Genomic DNA, 25,595 nt, shown 5'->3' with positions numbered 1-25,595 from the left:
TCGTCTTATGACTCGTGATTTTAAATTTGAAACTCTACAATTACATGCTGGGCAAGTAGTTGATCCAGCGACCAAATCTCGTGCAGTACCGATTTATCAAACAACATCCTTCGTTTTTGATGACACGCAGGAAGGTGCTGATTTGTTTGCCTTGAGAAAACCAGGCAATATCTATACTCGTATCACAAATCCTACAACAGCAGCCTTTGAGGAAAGAATCGCTGCTCTTGAAGGTGGTGTTGGAGCACTAGCAACAGCATCAGGTATGGCCGCTGTAACCTACACTATTTTGGCGCTTGCTCACGCAGGCGACCATGTGGTGGCTGCGTCAACCATTTACGGTGGAACCTTCAATCTCTTGAAAGAAACCCTTCCTCGTTATGGAATCACAACAACCTTTGTGGATGTGGATAATTTGGAGGAAGTAGAAGCAGCTATCAGTGACAATACCAAGCTTGTCTTGATTGAAACCTTGGGGAATCCCTTGATTAACATTCCTGACTTGGAAAAATTGGCTGAGATTGCGCATAAACACCAGATTCCTCTCGTTTCGGACAATACTTTTGCCACACCGTATTTGATTAACGTCTTCTCTCACGGTGTAGATATTGCTGTTCACTCGGCAACTAAGTTTATCGGTGGTCATGGTACGACTATTGGTGGTGTTATCGTGGATAGCGGTCGTTTTGACTGGGAAGCCTCAGGAAAATTTCCTCAATTTGTAGAGGAAGATCCTAGCTACCACAACTTGAGCTATACTCGTGATGTTGGGGCAGCAGCCTTTATTATCGCTGTTCGAGTTCAATTGCTTCGTGATACTGGTGCAGCCTTGTCACCATTTAATGCTTTCCTCTTACTTCAAGGACTCGAAACGCTTTCGCTTCGTGTCGAACGCCATGTGCAAAATGCAGAGAAAATCGTTGATTTCCTTGTTAACCATCCTAAGGTAGAAAAAGTCAACTATCCAAAACTAGCTGACAGTCCTTACCGTGCTTTGGCTGAGAAATACTTGCCAAAAGGTGTAGGTTCAATCTTTACCTTCCATGTCAAAGGTGGAGAGACAGAAGCCCGCAAGGTGATTGATAATTTGGAAATCTTTTCTGACCTAGCAAACGTTGCAGATGCCAAGTCCCTCGTGGTCCATCCAGCGACAACCACTCATGGACAGTTATCTGAAAAGGACCTAGAATCTGCAGGTATCACACCAAACCAAATCCGCTTGTCTATCGGTCTTGAAAATGTAGATGATCTGATTGAAGATTTGCGCTTGGCCTTGGAAAAAGTATAAAGTAAACAGATTAACAGTGAGTTTCGACTCACTGTTTTTGATTTTCCTTTAAGCATGATATAATGGTTACAGAAGTCTAGAAAGAGGAATATATGAACGAAATCAAATGTCCCAACTGTGGAGAAGTCTTTACAGTAAATGAAAGCCAGTATGCTGAACTTTTATCTCAAGTGAGAACAGCTGAGTTTGATAAGGAATTACACGATCGCATGAAGCAGGAGCTTGCTCTAGCTGAGCAAAAGGCCTTGAATGAGCAACAGTCTAAACTGGCTCAAAAAGACCAAGAAATTGCGCAATTGCAGAGTCAAATCCAAAACTTTGATACAGAGAAAGAGCTAGCTAAAAAAGAGGTTGAACAGACAAGTCATGAGGCTTTACTGGCTAAGGATAAGGAAGTACAGACCTTGGAAAACCAACTGGCTACCTTGCGTTTAGAGCATGAAAATCAACTGCAAAAGACCCTCTCTGACCTAGAAAAAGAGCGCGATCAGGTCAAAAATCAGCTCCTCTTGCAAGAAAAGGAAAATGAGTTATCTCTAGCTTCCCTCAAGCAAAATTATGAAGCCCAGCTCAAGGCGGCTAGTGAACAAGTCGAATTTTACAAGAATTTCAAAGCTCAACAATCTACAAAAGCTGTCGGAGAAAGTCTGGAACAGTATGCTGAGAGTGAGTTTAACAAGGTACGCAGTTTTGCCTTTCCAAATGCCTACTTTGAGAAGGATAACAAGGTTTCTGCGCGCGGTTCTAAAGGCGACTTTATCTTCCGTGAATGTGATGAAAATGGGCTAGAAATCATTTCTATCATGTTTGAGATGAAAAATGAAGCGGACGGAACAGAGAAGAAGCATAAGAATGCAGATTTTTACAAGGAGTTGGACAAGGACCGCCGGGAGAAAAACTGTGAATATGCCGTTTTGGTGACCATGCTTGAGGCGGATAACGATTATTTCAACACGGGTATCGTGGATGTCAGTCATGAGTATGAAAAGATGTATGTCGTCCGACCTCAGTTTTTTATCCAGTTGATTGGTCTCTTGCGAAATGCGGCGCTTAATTCCCTAAAATACAAGCAAGAGTTGGCTTTAGTTCGTGAGCAGAATATCGATATTACACATTTTGAGGAAGACTTGGATGCCTTCAAAGTAGCTTTTGCCAAGAACTACAACTCTGCTTCGACCAACTTTGGTAAAGCCATCGATGAAATCGACAAGGCTATAAAGCGTATGGAGGAAGTCAAGAAGTTCCTGACAACATCCGAAAACCAGCTCCGCCTTGCAAACAATAAATTGGAAGATGTTTCCGTCAAAAAATTGACCCGAAAAAATCCAACCATGAAAGCGAAATTTGAAGCGCTGAAGGGGGAGTAGCCTTAAATATGAAATAACTTTAAAATAGTCGTATGTCTACATTAAATATTTACAACTTTATGTACAGGAAACGAAGAGCTATTTAGAAAGATAAAACTGATATAAGTTCTTACCGTACGTCACCTATGTGAAGGAACATAATCAGGTCAAACAAGACTACGCAACAGTTAAGACGACCACTGAAACAGGGGTGAGAACGGAGGATCATCTCCAAAGAACATTTGAGAATGCTGAGTTTGTATTTTATGGAGTTGCATTTATTACTGTAGTTACTGTAGTGATAGCTTTTGCTCCTGTTGAAGCTGCTATAGGTAGTGTGATAGCGGTTCTAACTGGTATAGCTTTGCTATCTAATGAAGATAAAAGTTCGGAGAAAAAAGATGAAAGATTTAATTAATAAGTTGGCCAGTAAAAATGCAAAAATCACTTTTTATATCAGTAAAGTATCTAGATTTTCAGTTACTATTTCTGTTTTTTTGGCAATTTTGGGTTTGTTTTTATTGTTTAAACAAAATATTTTTGCAGTTCGTTTTTTACTATTTTTATCTTTACTATTTTTGTTTTTAGGATACTTATTGGGCATATTAATTGGTAAAGTTATACTTCATTGGAAAGAAGGTTTGATGGATTTTGAAAAATATCAATCTTTCTTTGAATATAGTGTTCATCATTCTTATAAGTCTAATAAGAAAGTTTACGAGGTTGGTTTAGAACTAATCAAAGGAGAATTAGCTTACCTGAGAGGAGATTTTTTATTAGCGCTTAGTCAATTTTCAAATATCAATTTTTCTAGTATTTCTAAAAAAAATAGAGAAAAATTTGAATTGAAGAAATTATATTATGAATTTCTATCTTCTACTTACCTTCAAGATGAATCAGCTATCACTTTCTTTGAGGAACAGTTGTCCAAGGCGCCAGATTCGAAAGATGGTAAGGCTAAACTCGTTGCTCAAGCCCAAGCCATAAAAGATATAGTGTTTAATCAAGAAGCGAATGACTACTTCGACACCGCTGAACCAGAAAATAAATTAGCCCGAATCATGTTTTCTTATTACGGAGCTCTCAATGCTCAATTAAAAGGAGATGAAGAACGTGCCCGTAGTTTGTTTGAAAGCATTGCCCATGAAAATCCAGAACTCTTTTATGTTCAGGAAGCGAAGAAATATTTAGAAGGAGAAAACTGATGTCAGAACGTACTACTTTACCGATTGGGAGTGTTGTTCGGGTGAGAGAAGGTGTGGAGCCTGTCATGATTGTTAATCATTATCCAGTTACTAAAAAGCAGAGGCAAAAATGAAACTAGGACCATTTGGATTAGGATTATTAATAGGGTGGTAAAACATGGAAATACAATTAAAATTACGTGGAAACTCAGAAGGATTTATCCTTCAGTCAAAATTACCTGATGATGAACATTGGACTGAAAGAATTGAAATCGTTCAAGAAGAGGAAGGTTATCGTCTATATGCAAAAGATGTAGAAATTCTTGTCTTGAAAGTATCAGAATTCATTTCTAAGAAGAAAAGAATAGTCGCAAGAGGGTTAAATAAGGATTTGATTTATTATGAAGAAAAAAGATTTGATCATTTATGGGAACAAGCATACTGGCATGGAGTTTTTCAATTTAATTTAAATAACTATGAAATGACGTGTGTAGGTTCAGGTAGTAAAGGAGATATTTCACCTGTCACAAAAGATGGCATTCCGATTGCCGTTTATGCTGCAAGTAATATTGCAATTGCTGGAAAGAGAAACATTTCTCTCTATACTGAAAATATTGACGAAATTGACAATTTACTGATGTTTTACGTAATTAATTATATTAGGGGATATGACTTTTTAAATATTGATTCTTTATCTGCAAGATATCGTTTCTTTTATCAATTCGATGATCGCTCAGCTATAACGAAGGAACATTTAGATATGCTTCCAGAGGAGAGAAGACCTTCTAAGTTAGAGGCGTTTATCATTTATTTTTTATCAGCCTTCCTTGTTGTGGGTGTAAGCTTGGTATCATTACGCCCTTTGTTCGCATTTTTAGTAGGATTACTAATACATTATATTTATACTATCTTAAAAAATTGGAGAGACAGAGGTGAATAGTAGGGTATTTACCTATAGATTTGTTATTGATGCTACATAAAAAAATCTAAAAAAGGTTCTAATTGCCTGATTAAAGACATGAGAGGATGGTTTAAATGATACTGGAACGAATTAAAAAAAATTTATTAACCACATGATGAGAAAGGAAATCAGAAAGCAAACATGAACGGTATTATCAACTTAAAAAAAGAAGCGGGGATGACCTCGCATGATGCGGTTTTTAAATTGCGCAAGATTTTAGGGACTAAGAAGATTGGCCATGGTGGGACCTTGGATCCGGATGTAGTGGGTGTTTTGCCCATTGCAGTTGGCAAGGCGACACGCATGGTCGAGTTTATGCAGGATGAGGGCAAGGTCTATGAGGGAGAAATCACTCTGGGATATTCCACGACGACCGAGGATGCTAGTGGGGAAGTGGTTGCAGAGACACCTGTTTTATCTCCCTTAGATGAAAAGCTCGTCGATGAAGCAATTACTAGCCTGACTGGGCCTATTACTCAGATTCCTCCCATGTATTCGGCTGTCAAGGTTAATGGTCGCAAGCTCTATGAGTATGCGCGTGCAGGTCAGGAAGTGGAGCGTCCAGAACGTCAGGTGACTATTTATAGCTTTGAACGGACAAGTCCGATTTCTTATGAGGGCGAACTTGCACGTTTCACCTTTCGTGTAAAATGCAGTAAGGGAACTTATATTCGTACTTTGTCAGTTGACTTGGGAGAGAAGCTGGGTTATGCGGCTCATATGTCCCATTTGACACGGACTAGTGCAGCCGGTTTACAGCTAGAAGATGCTCTTACCTTGGAAGAAATTGCTGAAAGAGTAGAGTCTGGCCAATTGGATTTTCTCCATCCTCTAGAGATTGGAACAGGGGACCTTGTCAAAGTTTTCCTAACTCCAGAACAGGCTACGGAAGTTCGCTTTGGTCGTTTTATCGAGCTAGATCAGTCGGATAAGGAATTGGCTGCCTTTGAAGAAGAAAAATTACTTGCCATTCTAGAAAAACGGGGTAATCTTTATAAGCCAAGGAAGGTTTTTGGATAGTCTAGCTAGGTGCAAGTATTAGAATTGTTACCCATAATCAATCCAAAACTAGACTATAAATTTTTCAAAAAATGTGATAGAATAGACGACGGATAAAAAAACGGAGGATAGCATGCAAAATAGACCAATCATTATCGGGGTTACAGGTGGTTCTGGTGGAGGAAAAACCAGTGTTTCAAGAGCCATTTTATCGCATTTTCCTGATGAGAAGATTTCCATGATTGAGCATGATTCGTACTACAAGGATCAGTCTCATTTGACCTTTGAAGAGCGTGTCAAAACCAACTATGACCATCCTTTTGCCTTTGATACAGATCTGATGATCGAGCAGATTAAGGAGTTGTTGGCAGGGCGTCCGGTGGACATTCCGACTTATGACTACACAGAGCATACACGAAGCAGTAAGACCTATCGTCAGGAGCCTCAAGATGTCTTTATTGTTGAGGGGATTTTGGTCTTGGAGGACAAGCGTCTGCGTGATTTGATGGATATCAAGATTTTTGTGGATACAGATGATGATGTGCGCATTATTCGTCGTATCAAGCGCGATATGGAAGAGCGTGGCCGTAGTTTGGATAGCGTGATTGACCAATATCTGGGTGTGGTTAAACCTATGTATCATCAGTTTATCGAGCCGACCAAGCGGTATGCGGATATCGTCATTCCTGAAGGGGTCAGCAATACAGTGGCTATCGACCTGTTGACCACCAAGATTGCAAAGATTTTGGAAGAAGCTCGAAACAGCAAATAATCAGATGAGGAGGCTTGGCCTCCTTTTTCTATTTTTCCTGTAGTTTCGGTATGCAAAAGGAGATTTTTAATCATATTTTTGGTATAATAATACCCATGGAAAAGCAAGAAAATGAATAGTAGGTGGAGATGGAAAAGTATTTATCGGTAACAACTTTGACCAAGTATCTGAAAATGAAATTCGATAAAGACCCATACTTGGAACGGGTCTATTTAACTGGTCAAGTTTCCAACTTTCGTAAACGACCTACTCACCAATATTTCTCTCTAAAAGATGACCATGCGGTTATTCAAGCGACCATCTGGTCAGGGATATATCAGAAATTAGGCTTCGACCTCGAAGAAGGAATGAAGATCAATGTGATTGGACGAGTTCAGGTTTATGAGCCAAGCGGGAGCTACTCTATCATCATTGAGAAGGCTGAACCTGATGGAGTTGGTGCGCTTGCGATTCAGTTTGAACAACTCAAGAAAAAACTAACGGAAGAAGGCCTTTTTCAAGAACGCTTCAAGCAACCTCTTCCCCAGTTTGCTAAGAGAATTGGTGTAGTAACCAGCCGCAGTGGAGCCGTTATTCGAGATATTATCACAACTGTGAGCAGACGTTTTCCTGGTGTCGATATCCTTCTCTATCCGACCAAGGTGCAAGGAGATGGAGCTGCTGAGGAAATAGCTTGGAATATTGCTCGTGCTAATCAACGGGATGATTTGGACTTGCTCATTATTGGTCGTGGTGGAGGTTCCATCGAGGATCTCTGGGCCTTTAACGAAGAGATTGTGGTACGAGCTATTTTTGAATCTCGTTTGCCAATCATTTCTAGTGTGGGGCATGAGACTGATGTGACTTTGGCAGACTTTGTGGCAGATCGCAGAGCGGCGACACCAACAGCTGCAGCAGAATTGGCAACGCCTGTAACTAAGCTGGATCTCTTGACCCATTTGCAAAATCAGGAAAAACGGATGGCGACAGCTGTACAAAATGTCCTGTCAAGAAAAAAAGAAGCTCTGAAAAAATGCAGTCAGTCTGTTATCTTTAGGCAACCAGAGCGCTTGTATGATGGTTATTTGCAACGATTAGATCAACTACAACTGCGCTTAAAACAAAGTTTGCGAACACGAATTTCTGATAACAAACAAGTAGTTCAAGCAAGGACTCATCAACTAGTCCAATTATCACCTATAACCAAAATCCAACGCTATCAGGATTGGCTTGGTCAGTTGGACAAGCTCCTACGTAGCCAAATGGCGCTGGTTTATGATGCCAAGGTTGCTGAAGTGAAGCGACTTTCAGAAGCCTTGTTGATGTTGGATACTAGTCGAATCGTAGCGCGTGGCTATGCCATTGTCAAAAAAGAAGAGTCCGTAGTCGATTCGGTTGAGATGTTGAAGAAAAAAGACCAAGTAACGCTTTTGATGCGAGATGGTCAGGTAGAATTAGAGGTTAAGGATGTCAAAACAAAAGAAATTTGAAGAAAATCTAGCAGAACTTGAGTCCATTGTCCAAAGTTTGGAAAATGGTGAAATTGCTTTGGAAGATGCGATTGCTGCCTTTCAAAAAGGCATGGTCTTGTCAAAAGAGCTCCAAGCGACGCTGGATAAGGCTGAAAAGACCTTGGTCAAGGTCATGCAAGAAGACGGAACAGAAAGTGATTTTGAATGAAGAAGCAAGAAAAATTAGCTCTTGTTGAGTCGGCTTTGGAAGATTTTTATGGAGATCAGCAGATTGCTTCTAGTTTACGAGAGTCCATTCTCTATTCCATTCATGCTGGTGGCAAGCGTATTCGTCCTTTTCTCTTGCTAGAAGTTCTGGAAGCCTTGCAGGTCGCAATCCAACCAGCTCACGCGCAGGTGGCTGCGGCCTTGGAAATGATTCATACAGGAAGTTTGATTCACGATGATCTTCCTGCCATGGATGATGATGATTACCGTCGGGGGCGCTTGACAAATCACAAGAAATTTGGTGAAGCAATGGCTATTTTGGCAGGAGATGCCTTGTTCCTAGATCCTTACGCCTTGATAGCTCTGGCAGATTTGCCAAGTCAGATCAAGGTGGACTTGATTGCCAACTTATCCCTCGCATCAGGGAGTCTGGGCATGGTTGCAGGGCAGGTTTTGGACATGGAGGGTGAACACCAGCGCTTGTCTTTGGAAGAATTACAAACTATTCATGCCAATAAAACAGGTAAGTTACTTGCCTATCCTTTCCAAGCAGCTGCTATCATAGCAGAATTAGCTCCTGAAATGCAGGCAAAACTGAAATCGGTTGGTGAATTGATTGGGCTGGCCTTTCAAGTTCGAGATGATGTGCTGGATGTGACCGCTAGTTTTGAGGAAATCGGCAAGACTCCACAAAAGGATTTGCAGGCTGAAAAATCAACCTATCCAGCCTTGTTGGGCTTGGAAGAGGCCACTGCCTTTTGTAACCAAACTCTGGATCAAGCCGAGGCTAAATTAGAAGAAATTGCTCAGCAAGTCAGTTTTGAAACAGAGCCGATTGTGAAAATAGTAGAAAGTTTGAGAATCAATGGCTAAGGAAAGAGTGGATGTACTAGCTTATAAACAGGGTTTGTTTGAAACACGAGAACAAGCCAAGCGCGGTGTCATGGCAGGTCTAGTCGTAGCAGTCCTTAATGGGGAGCGTTTTGACAAACCAGGAGAGAAAATCTCGGACGACACCGAGCTAAAACTCAAAGGTGAAAAACTCAAGTATGTCAGCCGTGGTGGTTTAAAACTGGAAAAGGCTTTGCAGGTTTTTGATCTATCAGTGGAAGGAGCGACAACGATTGATATTGGGGCTTCTACTGGGGGCTTTACCGACGTCATGTTGCAGAATGGTGCCGTGCTTGTCTATGCAGTCGATGTTGGTACCAATCAGTTGGCTTGGAAATTGCGTCAAGATCCACGGGTTGTCAGTATGGAGCAGTTTAATTTCCGCTATGCTGACAAGACTGACTTTGAGCAGGAACCGAGCTTTGCCAGTATTGATGTGAGTTTCATTTCCCTCAGTCTGATTTTGCCTGCATTGCACCGTGTCTTGGCTGATCAAGGTCAAATTGTGGCTCTGGTTAAGCCCCAGTTTGAAGCAGGTCGTGAGCAGATTGGAAAGAATGGAATCATTCGAGATGCCAAGGTTCATCAAACTGTCCTTGAAGCTGTCACTGCTATGGCAGTTGAACAAGGTTTTTCAGTGCTTGGTTTGGACTTTTCTCCCATCCAAGGTGGACATGGAAACATCGAATTTTTGGCATATTTGAAAAAGGAAGAGGGAGCAAGTAACCAAGTTGCCCCTGAAATAGAAAGAGTTGTAGAGAGAGCACATAGAGAATTTAAAGATGAATAAAAAAGAGAGACTTGAAAAAATTAGAAGATTTGTAACAGATTATCAAATCGGAACACAGGAAGAAATCGTTGAGCATTTAAAAGAAGCAGGTATCTCTGCCACTCAAGCGACGGTGTCACGAGATATTAAGGAACTGGGCATCGTAAAAATTCCTTTGAAGAACAATAAATACATCTATGAATTGCCAAAAACAATTGTAAGAAGTTTGCAGTTGGCTGAGAATAACATAGTAGGTTCTGAGCGCATGGGAAATATGATCAATCTGGATGTCATTCCTGGGAATACTGCCTTTGTCAAGAGTCAGCTGATGAATACTTTCTCAGAGAGAATTTTCAACTGTCTGGCAGACGACAACTCAATTTTGATTATCTTGAGAAATGAAGAAGACGCCAAGGAAATGTTTGAACAAGTAAAAAATTGGTAGGTTTATATGTTACTTGAAATTTCGATTAAAAACTTTGCCATTATTGAAGCCATTTCCCTCAACTTTGAAAAAGGCATGACAGTCTTAACTGGTGAAACGGGTGCTGGGAAATCGATCATCATCGATGCCATGAACATGATGCTGGGAGCAAGAGCTGCCACGGATGTTATTCGCCATGGTGCCACAAAGGCAGAGATTGAGGGACTGTTTTCGATTGAGAATAGCCGTTCTATACAAGAACTCTTTGAAGAGCAAGGTTTGGAAATGGGTGATGAAATTATCATCCGCCGTGAAATTCTCCAAAACGGACGTAGTGTTAGTCGCGTGAATGGCCAGATGGTCAATCTTTCTGTCTTGCGCGCCATTGGGCAACATCTTGTAGATATCCATGGTCAGCATGACCAAGAGGAGTTAATGCGTCCTCAACTGCACATCCAGATGTTGGATGGGTTTGGTGATGCAGCTTTCTTGGAGTTGAAAGAGACCTATCAGACGAGTTTTGATGCCTATCGCAAAATGCGTAAACAAGTTCTTGAAGTCAAGAAAAACCAGCAGGAACACAAGTCTCGCATTGAGATGTTGGAATTTCAAATGGCAGAGATTGAAGCAGCAAACTTGCAGGCTGGTGAAGACTTGGCTCTCAACAAAGAACGAGATAAACTCCTAAACCACAAGAATATAGCAGATACCTTGACAAATGCTTACTCTATGTTGGACAATGAGGAATTCTCCAGTCTTGCCAATGTGCGTTCGGCCATGAATGACATGGAAAGTGTCGAAGAATATGACCCTGAATACCGTGAAATTTCAAGTTCTCTATCAGAGACCTACTATGTTCTAGAAGATATTACCAAGCGTTTGGAAGATATTATTGAAGATCTAGATTTTGATGGCAATCGCCTCATGCAGGTTGAGAATCGCTTAGACCTTCTGAATACTATTACCCGCAAGTACGGTGGGACTGTAGACGATGTCCTGCTTTATTTTGCTAAGATTACGGATGAGTACAATCTCTTGACGGGTAATAACCTTTCTTCCGAAGATATGGAAGCAGAGCTCAAGAAATTGGAAGTTAATCTTGTTGATTTGGCAGGCCAGCTTGCATCTGCTCGTCATGATTTGGCTCAGCAGCTTGAAGCTGAGATTAAGCAAGAATTGCAAGACCTCTATATGGAGAAGGCACAGTTCCAGGTTCGCTTTAGTAAGGGCAAATTCAGTCGAGAAGGTAATGAAATGGTCGAGTTTTACATTTCGACCAACCCTGGTGAAGACTTTAAGCCTTTGGTTAAGGTTGCGTCTGGTGGGGAATTATCCCGTCTCATGTTGGCTATCAAGTCTGCCTTTTCTCGTAAGGAAGGTAAGACCAGTATTGTCTTTGATGAGGTGGATACGGGAGTCTCAGGTCGTGTGGCCCAAGCCATTGCTCAGAAGATTCATAAGATTGGTCAGCATGGTCAGGTTTTAGCAATCTCTCACCTACCACAAGTGATTGCCATCGCGGACTATCAATTCTTTATTGAGAAGATTAGCGATGAGCACTCAACGGTGTCGACGGTTCGACTCTTGACTTTAGAAGAGCGAGTAGAGGAAGTAGCTAAAATGTTGGCTGGGGAAAATGTAACCGAAGCGGCTCTTACCCAAGCTAGAGAATTATTGCAAACGAGGGAGAAATAAATGACAGACTATTATGTAATTGGAGATGTCCATGGAAAAGCAGGTATGCTAGAAGACCTTCTCAAAACATGGGATGGTCACACTCAGTTGCTCTTTCTAGGGGATTTGATTGACCGAGGTGAAGACAGTCGCCGTGTTCTAGAAATGGTTAAGGACTTAGTGGAAAATCATGAAGCTATCTGTCTATCAGGAAACCACGAGTATATGTTTCTGACTTGGCTCGATGATCCAGAAGAAAGCTATGACCATTATCGTCGCAATGGTGGTGATACAACCATTAACTCTATTTTAGGTCGTCCCTTGGATGCACCAGTTGATGGCGTAGAAGATGCTAAACGGGTTGCGACAGAAGCAGCAGATTTGGTGGAATTTATTCGTCAAATGCCATTTGTAGTAGAGACAGACAAGTATATCTTTGTTCATGCGGGTATTGATTTGACCTTGGATGACTGGCATGAAACGACTGATTACAAGAAAGTCTGGCTCAGAAAACCATTCCACGAAGCGGTCAATCATACAGGAAAAACCATTGTCTTTGGGCATACACCGGTTTATGGTTTGCTCAAGCAGGACCGAGGTACTGCTGAGCTTTGGGTTACAGAAGATGGCAAGATTGGCATGGATGGAGGAGCTGTCTATGGTGGTGTCCTTCATGGGATCGTCTTTACAGACCAAGGAATGACAGAACACCACTTTATCGAAAATGATGGCTTTATTGCCGAAGATTAGTACTCCTAGCAGGGTATGGTCTTGTCAAAATGTTAAAAACAATTTATAATAAATAGATACCCTGAAAGGAAGAGCGTCATGAATTTAGAAGAATTAAAGAAACGACAGGAGAAGATTCGAAATTTCTCTATTATCGCACATATTGACCACGGAAAGTCAACGCTTGCAGACCGCATTTTGGAGGCGACTGAGACGGTTTCTAGTCGTGAAATGCAAGCCCAGCTTCTGGATAGTATGGATCTAGAGCGGGAACGTGGGATTACCATTAAACTCAATGCTATTGAGCTGAATTACACTGCTAAAGACGGAGAAACTTATATTTTCCACTTGATTGACACACCTGGGCACGTGGACTTTACCTACGAAGTTTCACGTTCGCTAGCTGCCTGTGAAGGAGCGATTTTGGTGGTTGATGCGGCCCAAGGGATTGAAGCGCAAACTCTTGCCAATGTTTATCTAGCCTTGGACAATGATTTGGAAATTCTTCCAGTTATTAACAAGATTGACCTACCAGCAGCCGATCCTGAGCGCGTTCGTACAGAGATTGAGGATGTCATTGGACTGGATGCCAGTGAAGCTGTCTTAGCTTCTGCCAAAGCTGGTATTGGTATTGAAGAAATTCTCGAACAAATCGTGGAAAAAGTGCCAGCCCCAACTGGTGATGTGACGGCGCCACTCAAGGCCTTGATTTTCGACTCAGTTTATGATGCCTATCGTGGGGTTATCCTCCAAGTGCGTGTCATGGATGGAGTTGTCAAACCTGGCGATAAGATTCAGCTCATGAGCAATGGCAAGACCTTTGATGTGACTGAGGTCGGAATTTTTACACCGAAAGCAGTCGGGCGCGATTTCCTAGCGACAGGTGACGTTGGTTATATTGCGGCTTCTATCAAGACGGTTCAAGATACTCGTGTGGGTGATACAGTTACCTTGGCAACCAATCCTGCCGCAGAAGCGCTAGATGGGTACAAGCAAATGAACCCTATGGTCTTTGCAGGACTTTACCCAATCGAGTCAAATAAATACAATGACCTTCGTGAAGCCCTAGAAAAATTGCAACTGAATGATGCTAGCTTGCAGTTTGAGCCAGAAACATCTCAGGCGCTGGGATTCGGTTTCCGTTGTGGATTCCTTGGACTTCTCCATATGGATGTTATTCAAGAGCGTTTAGAGCGTGAGTTTAACATCGACCTCATCATGACAGCTCCATCTGTTATCTATAAGGTTAACCAAACTGACGGTGAGTCTATGGATGTGTCTAACCCCTCTGAGTTTCCTGATCCGACTAAAATCGCGACTATTGAAGAGCCGTATGTCAAGGCGCAAATCATGGTACCGCAGGAGTTTGTCGGAGCAGTGATGGAATTGGCTCAACGTAAGCGTGGTGACTTTGTAACCATGGATTATATTGATGATAATCGTGTCAATGTCATCTATCAAATTCCACTCGCTGAAATCGTCTTTGACTTTTTTGATAAGCTCAAGTCTTCGACGCGTGGTTATGCAAGCTTTGACTACGAATTGTCAGAGTATCGCCCATCTAAGCTGGTCAAAATGGATATCCTTCTCAATGGAGACAAGGTGGATGCCCTCAGCTTTATCGTTCACAAGGATTTTGCCTACGAACGTGGAAAACTCATCGTTGATAAACTCAAGAAAATCATCCCTCGTCAACAATTTGAAGTACCAATCCAAGCAGCTATTGGACACAAAATCGTGGCTCGTACTGATATCAAGGCCCTTCGTAAGAACGTACTTGCCAAATGTTATGGTGGTGACGTTTCTCGTAAACGTAAACTCCTTGAAAAACAAAAAGCTGGTAAGAAACGCATGAAAGCTATCGGATCAGTAGAAGTACCACAAGAAGCCTTCCTCAGCGTCTTGAGTATGGATGAAGAATAGAAAGTTGAAACAAAACTCTTGAAGATTTCTCAAGAGTTTTTGCTTTAAATGTGAGCAATAAAATCGGAAACTAACAGAATAGATTAGGTCAGAATTTGACAGAAGTTCTTATTTTTCTTATAATGCAGATGGAGAGGTGGTAGGATGAAAAAATTATTGATTTTAGGTACTGTTGTTACTGCTAGTGTTTTTTTAGCTTCATGCTCCAATAAATCACAAACAGCAACCGAAGAAAGTTCGTCTGCAGTTGTTAGTTCTTCTAGCAGTCAGGAAACGAGTAGCTCTAGCTCTGCCGTTTCTGAAGCGAAAAAGGAAGAGACGCAAATTATCGGTTCGAATGAATATGGTTTTGTCAAGGTACCCAAATCATGGGTTCGATTCCATGAAGTAGCAGGCGGAAATGATATACAGTATTGCGATGGAACAGATATCAACATTGTTACGCTGAATACCTTCAAGGCTGAGCAGTTTAATATCAGCGAAGAAGAATATGCTAAACTGGATGTTGTGGCTGTCTCATCTAGTATTTTAACTTCCAAAGAACAAAGCTCTGATTTCAGTAAGGTTTGGGGCTCTAAATCGACCATTGGAGGTTATGAAGCCTATGTTGTCAATGCAATTGCTAAGTCAGGAAAATACCTCGTTACCTGGGTTTTCCGATCAAATGATGGAAAAATCCGCTATGTTTCACTTGAAGGGGATGGGGAAACTTTAAAAACAATCTTACCGATGGTTGAAATTAGCTGGTCAACTACTAAAGCTGAATAAATGAAAAAAGAAGATCAACTGGTCTTCTTTTTATTATTTTTACGAATAGATAGATGAGTAGAAAAAGAAATGGAGTTGTATATGAAGATCACAAACTATGAGATTTACAAATTGAGAAAAGCTGGGCTGACCAATCAACAAATTTTAACTGTTCTTGAATATGACGAGACTGTAGATCAGGAGCTCTTGCTAGGTGATATTGCTGAAATATCTGGGTGCCGTAATCCAGCTATCTTTATGGAACGCTATTTCCAGATAGATGATGCACAGTTGGAGAAGGAGTTTCAAAAATTCCCATCCTTCTCGATTCTAGACGACTGTTATCCTTGGGATTTGAGTGAGATTTATGACCCTCCAGCTCTTTTGTTTTACAAAGGGAATCTGAACCTGTTGAAATTTCCAAAGCTTGCTCTTGTAGGGAGTCGTTCTTGTTCGAGCCAAGGTGCTAAGTCGGTTCAGAAAATTATCCAAGGATTGGAAAACGAGTTAATCGTAGTTAGTGGCTTGGCCAAAGGAATCGATACCGCCGCCCATATGGCTGCACTCCAGAATGGAGGAAGAACGATTGCTGTTATTGGAACAGGATTGGATGTTTTCTATCCACGTGCTAATAAACGCTTGCAGGAGTACATAGGCAATCATCACTTGATTCTCAGCGAGTACGGTCCAGGTGAAGAACCCTTGAAATTTCACTTTCCAGCTCGTAATCGTATTATAGCAGGACTGTGTCGTGGAGTTATTGTAGCAGAGGCAAGGATGCGCTCGGGGAGTCTCATTACATGTGAGCGTGCCATGGAAGAAGGGCGCGATGTTTTTGCCATTCCTGGGAACATTCTTGATGGCCATTCAGATGGCTGTCACCACCTGATCCAAGAGGGAGCAAAACTGGTCACAAGTGGGCAAGATGTACTAGCAGAGTTTGAATTTTAAGGAGAAATGGTTCACTCAGATAAACTTTTCTTCTATACTATAGGAGTTAAGTCTTGACAGGTCTTTAAAAATGGTTTACACTTTATAAAGTTTATTACTTTGAAAAGGTGTGATAGTGTGGCTACGGCAACAAAGAAGAAAAAATCAACAGTTAAGAAAAATCTAGTCATCGTGGAGTCGCCTGCTAAGGCGAAAACGATTGAAAAATATCTAGGCAGAAATTACAAGGTTTTAGCCAGTGTCGGACATATCCGTGATTTGAAGAAATCCAGCATGTCAGTTGACATTGAAAATAACTATGAACCGCAGTATATCAATATCCGTGGAAAAGGCCCTCTCATTAATGACTTGAAAAAAGAAGCTAAAAAGGCCAATAAAGTCTTTCTGGCGAGTGACCCGGACCGTGAAGGAGAAGCAATTTCTTGGCATTTGGCTCATATTCTCGATTTAGATGAGAACGATGCTAACCGTGTGGTTTTTAATGAAATCACCAAGGATGCGGTTAAAAATGCCTTTAAAGAACCTCGCAAGATTGACATGGACTTGGTCGACGCCCAACAGGCTCGTCGTGTCTTGGACCGCTTGGTAGGGTATTCGATTTCGCCAATTTTGTGGAAAAAGGTCAAGAAGGGCTTATCAGCAGGGCGTGTGCAGTCGGTTGCCCTTAAGCTCATCATTGACCGTGAAAATGAAATCAATGCCTTCCAACCAGAAGAATACTGGACAATTGATGGTGTCTTTAAGAAGGGAACCAAGCAATTTCAGGCTTCATTCTATGGTATGAATGGCAAAAAGATGAAATTGACCACCAACGAAGAAGTCAAAGAAGTCTTGTCCCATTTGACTAGCAAAGATTTTACAGTAGATCAGGTAGACAAGAAAGAACGCAAACGCAATGCGCCCCTACCTTATACGACTTCAACCATGCAGATGGATGCTGCCAACAAAATCAATTTCCGTACTCGAAAGACTATGATGGTGGCCCAACAGCTCTATGAAGGGATCAATATCGGATCAGGCGTGCAAGGTTTGATTACCTATATGCGTACAGATTCGACTCGTATCAGTCCTGTGGCTCAGAATGAAGCGGCAAGCTACATTAACGACCGTTTTGGTAGCAAGTATTCCAAGCATGGTAGCAAGGTCAAAAATGCGTCAGGTGCTCAGGATGCCCACGAAGCCATTCGTCCATCTAGTGTCTTTAACACACCTGAAAGCATCGCTAAGTACTTGGACAAAGACCAGCTCAAACTTTATACCCTTATCTGGAACCGTTTTGTGGCTAGCCAGATGACGGGAGCTATCTTTGATACCATGGCTGTTAAGCTCTCTCAAAATGGGGTTCAGTTTGCAGCGAATGGAAGCCAAGTTAAGTTTGATGGTTACCTTGCTATCTACAATGACTCTGACAAGAACAAAATGTTGCCAGATATGGCAGTTGGAGATGTGGTCAAGCAGGTCAATAGCAAGCCAGAACAACATTTCACTCAACCGCCAGCTCGCTATTCGGAAGCGACTCTTATCAAGACCTTGGAAGAAAATGGAGTTGGACGTCCGTCAACCTACGCTCCGACCATTGAAACTATCCAAAAACGATACTACGTTCGTCTGGCAGCTAAACGTTTTGAACCAACAGAGTTGGGAGAAATTGTTAATAAACTCATCGTTGAATACTTCCCAGACATCGTCAATGTGACCTTCACAGCTGAAATGGAAGGAAAACTGGATGATGTCGAAGTTGGAAAAGAGCAGTGGCAACGTGTTATTGACGAATTTTACAAACCATTCTCCAAAGAAGTAGCAAAGGCTGAAGCTGAAATGGAAAAAATCCAGATTAAGGATGAGCCAGCTGGATTTGACTGTGAGGTCTGTGGTAGTCCGATGGTGATTAAGCTCGGTCGTTTTGGTAAATTCTATGCTTGTAGCAACTTCCCAGACTGCCGTCACACTCAAGCAATTGTCAAAGAGATTGGAGTCGAGTGTCCAAGCTGCCATCAAGGACAAATCATTGAACGCAAAACCAAGCGCAATCGTATCTTCTATGGTTGCAATCGCTATCCAGAATGTGAATTTACTTCATGGGACAAACCAATTGGACGTGATTGTCCAAAATGCGGACACTTCCTTGTGGAGAAAAAGGTCCGTGGTGGTGGTAAGCAGGTTGTATGTAGTAATGGTGACTACGAAGAGGAAAAGATTAAATAAAATGAAGAGTCCTGAAAATGAATTTCAGGCTCTTTTTAGTTTAAACTTGACAAATTTCCTCATTTTGTGGGAAACTAGTAGAAGATTATTTTATTAGGAGAAGACATGCGCATTATTTATTTCTGTATTGGTTTTATTTCTTTGGCTCTAGCTCTTGTAGGTGTTGTCCTGCCGCTCTTGCCAACAACGCCCTTTCTTTTATTATCAATCGCTTGCTTTTCAAAATCCTCTAAGCGTTTTGAAGACTGGCTTTACCATACCAAGCTCTATCAGACTTATGTAGCTGATTTTCGGGAAACTAAGTCTATCGCGCGAGAACGCAAGAAAAAAATCATCGTATCCATCTATATCTTGATGGGGATTTCTATTTATTTTGCCCCTCTTTTGCCAGTCAAAATTGGTCTGGGAGCCTTGACTGTCTTTATCACCTACTATCTCTTTAAAGTAATTCCTGATAAGGATTAGTTTTAGAAATTTGATCATTCCTTTGATAAAAATGAAAGCATATTTAAATAATATGATATAATAAATTTAAAGAAAACATCAAGGAGAATCAAATGATTTACGAATTTTGTGCTGAAAATGTGACCTTGCTTGAAAAAGCTATGCAGGCTGGAGCTCGTCGAATCGAACTTTGTGACAATCTAGCAGTGGGAGGAACAACACCTAGCTATGGAGTGACCAAGGCAGCGGTTGAACTGGCAGCTAACTACGACACCACCATCATGACTATGATTCGTCCACGTGGTGGCGACTTTGTCTATCATGATCTTGAAATAGCAATTATGCTGGAAGACATTCGTTTAACTGCTCAAGCAGGTAGCCAAGGAGTCGTCTTTGGTGCTTTAACTGCTGATAAGAAGTTGGACAAGGTTAATCTTGAGAAGCTGATTGCTGCATCAAAAGGAATGGAAATTGTCTTCCACATGGCCTTTGATGAATTAAGTGATGAAGACCAGTTGGAAGCCATTGACTGGCTCAGCCAAGCTGGTGTCACCCGTATCTTAACTCGTGCTGGTGTGTCTGGCGACTCGTTAGAAAAACGTTTTGCCCACTATCACAGAATTTTGGAACATGCTGCTGGTAAAATTGAAATCTTACCAGGTGGGGGAATTGACTTAGATAACCGTCAAACCTTTATCGACCAGCTGGGCGTGACACAATTGCATGGAACTAAGGTTGTCTTTTAAAAAAAAGAAAGGAACTGCTAGCTTTTGGTAGCAGTTTTCACTTATGTTTGAAATTTTTAAATCTTATCAGTTTAATAAAGAAAAAGCTCATGCCTATGGTTTTGTAGAAAATGGAGAAGTCTGGACCTATAGTTGCCAGATTTTACAGGGTGACTTTATCATGACAGTCTCCATCACTCCTGATAATGTGAGTTTTCAGGTTTTTGACCAGGAAACGGGTGATCTCTATCCTCAAGTCCATATGGAAAGTATGAGAGGGACTTTTGTTGGAAGTGTCCGTCAGGCTTGTCTGGAGATTCTCTACCAGATTCGGAAGGCTTGTTTTGACGTGCAGGATTTTATCTGCCCTCAGACTAAGCGTATCATGGCTAAAGTTCAGGAAAAGTATGGTAATCAGTTGGAGTATCTGTGGGAAAAGTCGCCTGATACAGCTGTATTGCGCCATGAAGGCAATCAAAAGTGGTATGCAGTTTTAATGAGAATTCCTTGGGATAAGTTGGAAAAGGGCAGAGAAGGGCTAGTCGAAGCAGTCAATATCAAACACGACCAAGTGGCTCATTTACTTTCAAAAAAGGGCATTTATCCAGCCTTTCATATGAACAAACGTTACTGGATTAGTCTTACTCTTGATGATAGTTTATCTGATGATGACGTTCTAGATTTGCTAGAAATCAGTTGGAATTTGACTTTGAAAAAGTAAGGAAATTCCCTTGTGTTTTCAAATACTTTTAATTAGCAAAATATTCTTTACTGAAGAAATTTTCAGAAAATATTGGATTTTTTCTTGACAAGAGATTTTTCCTATGCTAAAATACTTAACAAGACATCAAACGAAGGAGAAAGTCAAACATGAAAACAGCTAAGTTTAATCAATTTGCTTTGTTGTTGAGGTACTCGGGCTAGTGCAGAAGCATTAGTCCTGTTTGGCTTACCAAGCGGGAGTAAATCAACATCTCGCTTGGGTTTCCGAGCGAGATGTTTTTTCTATACTGAAATTTTGAAGGGGGAATTCTCATGCGTAGAGTTGAGTTTCTAGATACCAGTCTTCGTGATGGTGAGCAGACACCAGGTGTTAATTTTTCAATCAAGGAAAAGGTCGCCATTGCAAGACAGCTGGAGAAATGGGGCATTTCAGCAATCGAAGCTGGTTTTCCGGCGGCGAGTCCAGATTCATTTTTGGCGGTTCAGGAAATTGCTAAGGTCTTGAAGAAAACGGCAGTGACGGGTTTGGCACGTTCGGTCAAGTCTGATATAGATGCTTGTTATGAGGCGCTCAAGGATGCCAAGTATCCACAGGTTCACGTCTTTATCGCGACCAGTCCGATTCACCGCAAGTATAAGCTCAATAAGAGCAAGGAAGAGATTTTGGAAGCAATTAGTGAGCATGTTTCCTATGCCCGTTCTAAGTTTAAAATCGTAGAATTTTCTCCAGAGGATGCGACCAGAACCGAGTTGGATTTCCTCTTGCAAGTTGTACAGACAGCAGTGGATGCTGGGGCAACTTATATCAATATCCCTGACACGGTTGGATTTACGACGCCAGAGGAATATGGTGCCATCTTCAAACACTTGATTGAGAATGTCAAGACCAATCGTCAGATCATCTATTCGCCTCACTGTCATGATGACCTCGGAATGGCAGTGGCTAACAGCCTTGCTGCTGTCAAGAACGGTGCAGGACGAGTCGAAGGAACCATCAATGGTATCGGGGAACGTGCTGGCAATGCTGCTTTGGAAGAAATTGCAGTGGCGCTCAATATTCGCCAAGATTACTACCAAGCAGAGACAAGCATTGTCCTAAACGAAACCATCAATACTTCAGAAATGGTTTCTCGCTTCTCAGGTATTCCTGTTCCTAAAAACAAGGCGGTGGTCGGTGGAAATGCCTTCTCTCATGAGTCTGGTATTCACCAAGATGGAGTCCTTAAAAATCCTCTCACTTATGAAATCATCACACCTGAATTGGTTGGTGTTAAGAGTAATAGTCTTCCGCTTGGAAAATTGTCTGGTCGCCATGCCTTTGTTGAAAAACTAAGAGATTTGGCTCTAGACTTTACTGAAGAAGACATCAAACCACTCTTTGCTAAGTTCAAGGCACTAGCGGACAAAAAGCAAGAAATCACAGATGCAGATATTCGTGCGCTGGTCGCTGGAACCATGGTTGAAAATCCAGAAGGCTTTCACTTTGATGATTTACAACTTCAAACTCATGCAGACAATGACATTGAAGCACTCGTTAGCCTAGCAAATATGGATGGTGAGAAAGTCGAATTTAATGCGACAGGGCAAGGTTCCGTTGAAGCAATCTTTAACGCTATCGATAAGTTCTTTAACCAATCCGTCCGTTTGGTATCCTACACTATCGATGCGGTAACAGATGGGATCGATGCCCAGGCTCGAGTCTTGGTCACTGTTGAAAACAGAGATACAGAAACCATCTTTAACGCAGCAGGTCTTGACTTCGATGTATTGAAGGCTTCGGCTATTGCCTATATAAATGCCAATACCTTTGTTCAAAAAGAGAATGCAGGTGAGATGGGGCGTAGTGTTTCCTACCGAGACATGCCTAGTGTGTAAAGGAGAAGGCTATGACAAAGAAAATAGTAGCTCTAGCAGGGGATGGAATTGGCCCAGAAATTATGGAAGCTGGTTTAGTGGTTCTGGAAGCTCTAGCTTCAAAAACAGGTTTTGACTATGAGATTGACAGATGCCCCTTTGGGGGTGCAGGTATTGATGCTGAGGGGCATCCCTTACCTGATGAAACCCTCAAGGCATGTAGAGATGCAGATGCTATTCTCCTAGCAGCTATCGGTAGTCCTCAATATGATGGGGCAGTGATTCGTCCTGAACAAGGCTTGCTGGCTCTTCGTAAGGAACTCAATCTTTATGCTAATATTCGCCCCGTAAAAATCTTTGATAGTCTCAAGCATTTGTCACCACTCAAACCGGAACGAATTGCTGGTGTTGACTTTGTCGTTGTGCGTGAGTTGACAGGTGGTATTTACTTTGGGGATCATATCCTTGAAGAGCGCAAAGCCCGTGATATCAACGACTACAGCTATGAGGAAGTAGAGCGGATTATTCGCAAGGCATTTGAAATTGCAAGAAATCGTAGAAAAATCGTTACCAGTATAGATAAGCAGAATGTTCTAGCGACATCAAAACTCTGGCGCAGAGTAGCTGAGGAAGTCGCACAGGACTTCCCAGATGTAATCTTAGAGCATCAGCTAGTAGACTCAGCTGCTATACTCATGATTACCAATCCTGCTAAGTTTGATGTCATCGTGACGGAGAATCTTTTCGGAGATATTCTATCAGATGAATCAAGCGTTCTATCTGGCACACTTGGGGTCATGCCGTCAGCCAGTCACTCTGAAAATGGACCAAGTCTCTATGAGCCCATTCACGGTTCAGCGCCTGATATTGCAGGTCAAGGAATTGCCAATCCTATTTCCATGATTTTATCAGTGGCCATGATGCTGAGAGATAGTTTTGGACGTTTTGAAGATGCGGAGCGTATCGAACATGCGGTAGAAGCTAGTTTGGCAGCAGGAATTTTAACAAGAGATATAGGAGGTCAGGCTTCGACCAAGGAAATGACGGAAGCTATTATTGCAAGGTTATGAAGTTAGATGAAAAAATTACTCTAGTCCTTTTGCTTTGGAATGTCATGGTTTTCTTGATTTATGGCATTGACAAATCCAAGGCAAGGAGAGGTGCTTGGCGCATCCCAGAGAAAATTCTCTTGACTATAGCTCTTGTCTGTGGTGGTTTTGGTGCCTGGTTGGCAGGAATCACCTTTCACCACAAGACTAGAAAATGGTATTTTAAAACAGTTTGGTTTCTCGGGATGGTAACCACACTAGTAGCCTTATATTTTATTTGGAGGTAATGGATGGCAGGAAAATCAATTTTTGATAAATTATGGGACCGCCATGTCATCACAGGAGAAGAGGGGCAGCCCCAACTCATGTATGTGGATCAGCACTATATTCATGAAGTGACTAGTCCCCAGGCTTTTCAAGGATTACGAGATGCAGGTCGCAGATTGAGACGGCCAGACTTGACATTTGGAACCTTTGATCATAATGTTCCGACCGTCAATATCTACGATATTCGAGATGTGATTTCTAAGGCTCAAATTGATAAGCTTGCTGAAAATGTTGAGGAGTTTGGGATTGAACATGCGGCCCACGGTTCTGAAAAGCAGGGGATTGTTCACATGGTAGGTCCAGAAACAGGACGGACGCAACCAGGGAAATTCATCGTCTGTGGAGACAGTCATACGGCAACTCACGGAGCTTTTGGAGCTATCGCCTTTGGAATTGGGACCAGTGAGGTCGAGCATGTCTTTGCTACACAGACACTCTGGCAGGTAAAACCCAAGAAAATGTTGGTGGAATTCACTGGTGTTCCTCAAAAAGGAGTCTATTCCAAGGATTACATTCTCGCCTTGATTGCCAAGTATGGCGTTGCTTGTGGTGTAGGATATGTGGTGGAATATCGTGGGCAAGCGATTGATGCTTTGACCATGGAAGAGAGAATGACCATCTGCAATATGTCCATCGAATTTGGCTCCAAGATGGGAATCATGAATCCAGATCAGACTACCTATGACTATCTCAAGGGACGGGAATGTGTTCCCGAAGCTTTCGAGGAGGCGGTTGCCGATTGGAAAACCCTAGTCAGCGATGATGATGCTGTTTATGATAAGGTTATCCAGATGGATGTCTCTGACTTGGCTCCTATGGTGACTTGGGGAACCAATCCAGCTATGGGAGTTGACTTTGACAGTAGATTTCCTGAAATAAAGGATATAAATGATGAGCGCGCCTATAATTATATGGATTTGGAGCCTGGTCAAAAGCCAGCAGATATTGAACTAGGTTATATCTTTATTGGATCTTGTACCAATGCTCGTCTCAGTGATTTGCAACTGGCTGCTCGATTTGTTAAAGGGAAGAAGATTGCTCCCAACTTAACAGCAATAGTAGTGCCAGGTTCTCGTCCTGTGAAACGAGCGGCTGAGAAGTTGGGCTTGGACAAGGTCTTTCTGGATGCTGGCTTTGAGTGGAGAGACCCAGGTTGCTCCATGTGTCTAGGGATGAATCCAGACAAGGTACCTGATGGCGTGCACTGTGCTTCAACCAGTAATCGAAACTTTGAAGATAGACAGGGATTTGGCGCTAAGACCCATCTCTGTAGTCCAGCCATGGCAGCGGCAGCAGCTATTGCAGGGCGTTTCGTAGATGTTCGGCAGATGCCAGAAGCCCAGTAAGGAGAGGATATGGAGAAATTTACAGTTTATACGGGAACGACCGTTCCTCTTATGAATGATAACATTGATACCGACCAAATCCTCCCCAAGCAGTTTCTCAAGTTGATTGATAAAAAAGGCTTTGGTAAGTACCTCATGTATGCTTGGCGTTATCTAGACGATAACTACACAGAGGATCCAGACTTTGTCTTTAATCGACCTGAATACCGAAAAGCCAGTATCCTCATCTCAGGGGATAACTTTGGGGCAGGTTCTTCGAGAGAACACGCAGCTTGGGCTCTAGCCGACTATGGTTTTAAGGTCGTGATTGCAGGGTCTTTTGGAGACATTCATTACAATAATGAACTCAATAATGGCATGTTGCCTATTGTTCAGCCTAGGGAGGTTAGAGAGAAACTAGCCAACTTGCAACCAACTGATCAGGTAACTGTGGACTTGGAACAACAGAAAATCATCTCACCAGTCGGAGAATTCACTTTCGAAATCGATAGTGAATGGAAACACAAGCTCTTAAATGGTTTAGATGATATCGGTATTACTTTGCAGTATGAAGATTTGATTGCTGTCTATGAAAAACAACGACCAGCCTACTGGCAGGAATAGAAA

Annotated in this window: 27 protein-coding genes; all 27 read left to right on the top strand. The window is 41.9% G+C overall.

Features of this window, described 5'->3' with window-relative positions; all coding sequences use genetic code 11:
• Positions 1-7: 7 nt before the first annotated feature.
• The 27 genes from HF881_RS01765 (at position 8) to leuD (ending at position 25,592) form a co-directional block, all read left to right on the top strand.
• Positions 8-1,288 carry an O-acetylhomoserine aminocarboxypropyltransferase/cysteine synthase family protein gene (locus tag HF881_RS01765; protein ID WP_169446602.1) on the top strand — a complete coding sequence of 427 codons (1,281 nt, stop codon included), beginning with the start codon at positions 8-10 and terminating at the stop codon, positions 1,286-1,288.
• 92 nt (positions 1,289-1,380) lie between these two features.
• Entirely contained in the window at positions 1,381-2,655 is a 1,275-nt protein-coding gene (locus tag HF881_RS01760; protein WP_169446193.1) for a DUF2130 domain-containing protein, read from the top strand.
• A 127-nt stretch (positions 2,656-2,782) separates the two neighbouring features.
• Positions 2,783-3,052 carry a hypothetical protein gene (locus HF881_RS01755; protein ID WP_169446192.1) on the top strand — a complete coding sequence of 90 codons (270 nt, stop codon included), beginning with the start codon at positions 2,783-2,785 and terminating at the stop codon, positions 3,050-3,052.
• A complete protein-coding gene (locus HF881_RS01750; protein ID WP_169446191.1) occupies positions 3,036-3,839 on the top strand; it encodes a hypothetical protein in 804 nt (267 codons plus the stop codon). Before HF881_RS01755 ends, HF881_RS01750 begins: the two co-directional genes overlap by 17 nt.
• Positions 3,839-3,952, top strand: a complete 114-nt coding sequence (locus tag HF881_RS01745; RefSeq protein ID WP_240956776.1) for a DUF4176 domain-containing protein — start codon at positions 3,839-3,841, stop codon at positions 3,950-3,952. Before HF881_RS01750 ends, HF881_RS01745 begins: the two co-directional genes overlap by 1 nt.
• A gap of 44 nt (positions 3,953-3,996) precedes the next feature.
• Positions 3,997-4,758, top strand: a complete 762-nt coding sequence (locus HF881_RS01740) for a hypothetical protein (RefSeq protein ID WP_169446190.1) — start codon at positions 3,997-3,999, stop codon at positions 4,756-4,758.
• Positions 4,759-4,920: 162 nt separating this feature from the next.
• Positions 4,921-5,799 carry a tRNA pseudouridine(55) synthase TruB gene (gene truB / locus HF881_RS01735; protein ID WP_169446189.1) on the top strand — a complete coding sequence of 293 codons (879 nt, stop codon included), beginning with the start codon at positions 4,921-4,923 and terminating at the stop codon, positions 5,797-5,799.
• 112 nt (positions 5,800-5,911) lie between these two features.
• On the top strand, positions 5,912-6,550 hold the full coding sequence (gene udk / locus HF881_RS01730; RefSeq protein WP_001181376.1) for a uridine kinase: 639 nt from the start codon (positions 5,912-5,914) through the stop codon (positions 6,548-6,550).
• Between the two features lie 128 nt (positions 6,551-6,678).
• Positions 6,679-8,019, top strand: a complete 1,341-nt coding sequence (xseA, locus tag HF881_RS01725) for an exodeoxyribonuclease VII large subunit (RefSeq protein WP_169446188.1) — start codon at positions 6,679-6,681, stop codon at positions 8,017-8,019.
• Positions 7,997-8,209, top strand: a complete 213-nt coding sequence (locus tag HF881_RS01720; protein ID WP_000043224.1) for an exodeoxyribonuclease VII small subunit — start codon at positions 7,997-7,999, stop codon at positions 8,207-8,209. Before xseA ends, HF881_RS01720 begins: the two co-directional genes overlap by 23 nt.
• Entirely contained in the window at positions 8,206-9,081 is an 876-nt protein-coding gene (locus tag HF881_RS01715) for a polyprenyl synthetase family protein (RefSeq protein ID WP_169446187.1), read from the top strand. Before HF881_RS01720 ends, HF881_RS01715 begins: the two co-directional genes overlap by 4 nt.
• Positions 9,074-9,889 carry a TlyA family RNA methyltransferase gene (locus HF881_RS01710; protein WP_169446186.1) on the top strand — a complete coding sequence of 272 codons (816 nt, stop codon included), beginning with the start codon at positions 9,074-9,076 and terminating at the stop codon, positions 9,887-9,889. Before HF881_RS01715 ends, HF881_RS01710 begins: the two co-directional genes overlap by 8 nt.
• Positions 9,882-10,313 (top strand): arginine repressor, encoded by a 432-nt coding sequence (locus HF881_RS01705; protein WP_001034389.1) that lies wholly within the window; start codon positions 9,882-9,884, stop codon positions 10,311-10,313. Before HF881_RS01710 ends, HF881_RS01705 begins: the two co-directional genes overlap by 8 nt.
• A 6-nt stretch (positions 10,314-10,319) precedes the next feature.
• Positions 10,320-11,987 carry a DNA repair protein RecN gene (recN, locus tag HF881_RS01700; protein WP_169446185.1) on the top strand — a complete coding sequence of 556 codons (1,668 nt, stop codon included), beginning with the start codon at positions 10,320-10,322 and terminating at the stop codon, positions 11,985-11,987.
• Positions 11,988-12,716 carry a metallophosphoesterase family protein gene (locus HF881_RS01695; RefSeq protein ID WP_169446184.1) on the top strand — a complete coding sequence of 243 codons (729 nt, stop codon included), beginning with the start codon at positions 11,988-11,990 and terminating at the stop codon, positions 12,714-12,716. It begins immediately after the preceding gene.
• A 78-nt stretch (positions 12,717-12,794) separates the two neighbouring features.
• Positions 12,795-14,618 (top strand): translation elongation factor 4, encoded by a 1,824-nt coding sequence (gene lepA / locus HF881_RS01690; RefSeq protein ID WP_169446183.1) that lies wholly within the window; start codon positions 12,795-12,797, stop codon positions 14,616-14,618.
• Between the two features lie 144 nt (positions 14,619-14,762).
• Positions 14,763-15,386 (top strand): hypothetical protein, encoded by a 624-nt coding sequence (locus tag HF881_RS01685; RefSeq protein WP_169446182.1) that lies wholly within the window; start codon positions 14,763-14,765, stop codon positions 15,384-15,386.
• 81 nt (positions 15,387-15,467) lie between these two features.
• Entirely contained in the window at positions 15,468-16,316 is an 849-nt protein-coding gene (gene dprA / locus HF881_RS01680) for a DNA-processing protein DprA (RefSeq protein ID WP_169446181.1), read from the top strand.
• Positions 16,317-16,433: 117 nt separating this feature from the next.
• Positions 16,434-18,521, top strand: coding sequence for a type I DNA topoisomerase (gene topA / locus HF881_RS01675; RefSeq protein WP_000179624.1), 2,088 nt, complete (start codon positions 16,434-16,436; stop codon positions 18,519-18,521).
• A 105-nt stretch (positions 18,522-18,626) separates the two neighbouring features.
• A complete protein-coding gene (locus HF881_RS01670; protein ID WP_131200204.1) occupies positions 18,627-18,986 on the top strand; it encodes a YbaN family protein in 360 nt (119 codons plus the stop codon).
• Positions 18,987-19,078: 92 nt separating this feature from the next.
• Positions 19,079-19,711, top strand: coding sequence for a copper homeostasis protein CutC (locus HF881_RS01665; RefSeq protein ID WP_169446180.1), 633 nt, complete (start codon positions 19,079-19,081; stop codon positions 19,709-19,711).
• 43 nt (positions 19,712-19,754) lie between these two features.
• A complete protein-coding gene (locus HF881_RS01660) occupies positions 19,755-20,411 on the top strand; it encodes an MmcQ/YjbR family DNA-binding protein (protein WP_169446179.1) in 657 nt (218 codons plus the stop codon).
• A 314-nt stretch (positions 20,412-20,725) separates the two neighbouring features.
• Entirely contained in the window at positions 20,726-22,288 is a 1,563-nt protein-coding gene (locus tag HF881_RS01655; RefSeq protein WP_169446178.1) for a 2-isopropylmalate synthase, read from the top strand.
• An 11-nt stretch (positions 22,289-22,299) separates the two neighbouring features.
• The gene (gene leuB, locus HF881_RS01650; protein WP_169446177.1) at positions 22,300-23,337 is read left to right on the top strand and encodes a 3-isopropylmalate dehydrogenase; all 1,038 of its coding nucleotides are present in this window, start codon (positions 22,300-22,302) and stop codon (positions 23,335-23,337) included.
• Positions 23,334-23,603, top strand: coding sequence for a DUF1294 domain-containing protein (locus HF881_RS01645; protein WP_169446176.1), 270 nt, complete (start codon positions 23,334-23,336; stop codon positions 23,601-23,603). The genes leuB and HF881_RS01645 overlap by 4 nt, the downstream gene beginning before the upstream one ends.
• 3 nt (positions 23,604-23,606) lie before the next feature.
• Positions 23,607-24,989: a 3-isopropylmalate dehydratase large subunit gene (leuC, locus tag HF881_RS01640; RefSeq protein ID WP_169446175.1), complete on the top strand. Its 1,383-nt coding sequence runs from the start codon at positions 23,607-23,609 to the stop codon at positions 24,987-24,989.
• Positions 24,990-24,998: 9 nt separating this feature from the next.
• Positions 24,999-25,592 carry a 3-isopropylmalate dehydratase small subunit gene (leuD, locus tag HF881_RS01635; RefSeq protein WP_169446174.1) on the top strand — a complete coding sequence of 198 codons (594 nt, stop codon included), beginning with the start codon at positions 24,999-25,001 and terminating at the stop codon, positions 25,590-25,592.
• Positions 25,593-25,595 lie beyond the last annotated feature (3 nt).

This window comes from Streptococcus sp. WB01_FAA12, from assembly GCF_012843315.1.
Lineage (GTDB): Bacteria > Bacillota > Bacilli > Lactobacillales > Streptococcaceae > Streptococcus.
The sequence above is the reverse complement of the archived record's forward strand: the minus strand, read 5'-3'. Positions and strand labels throughout refer to the sequence as shown.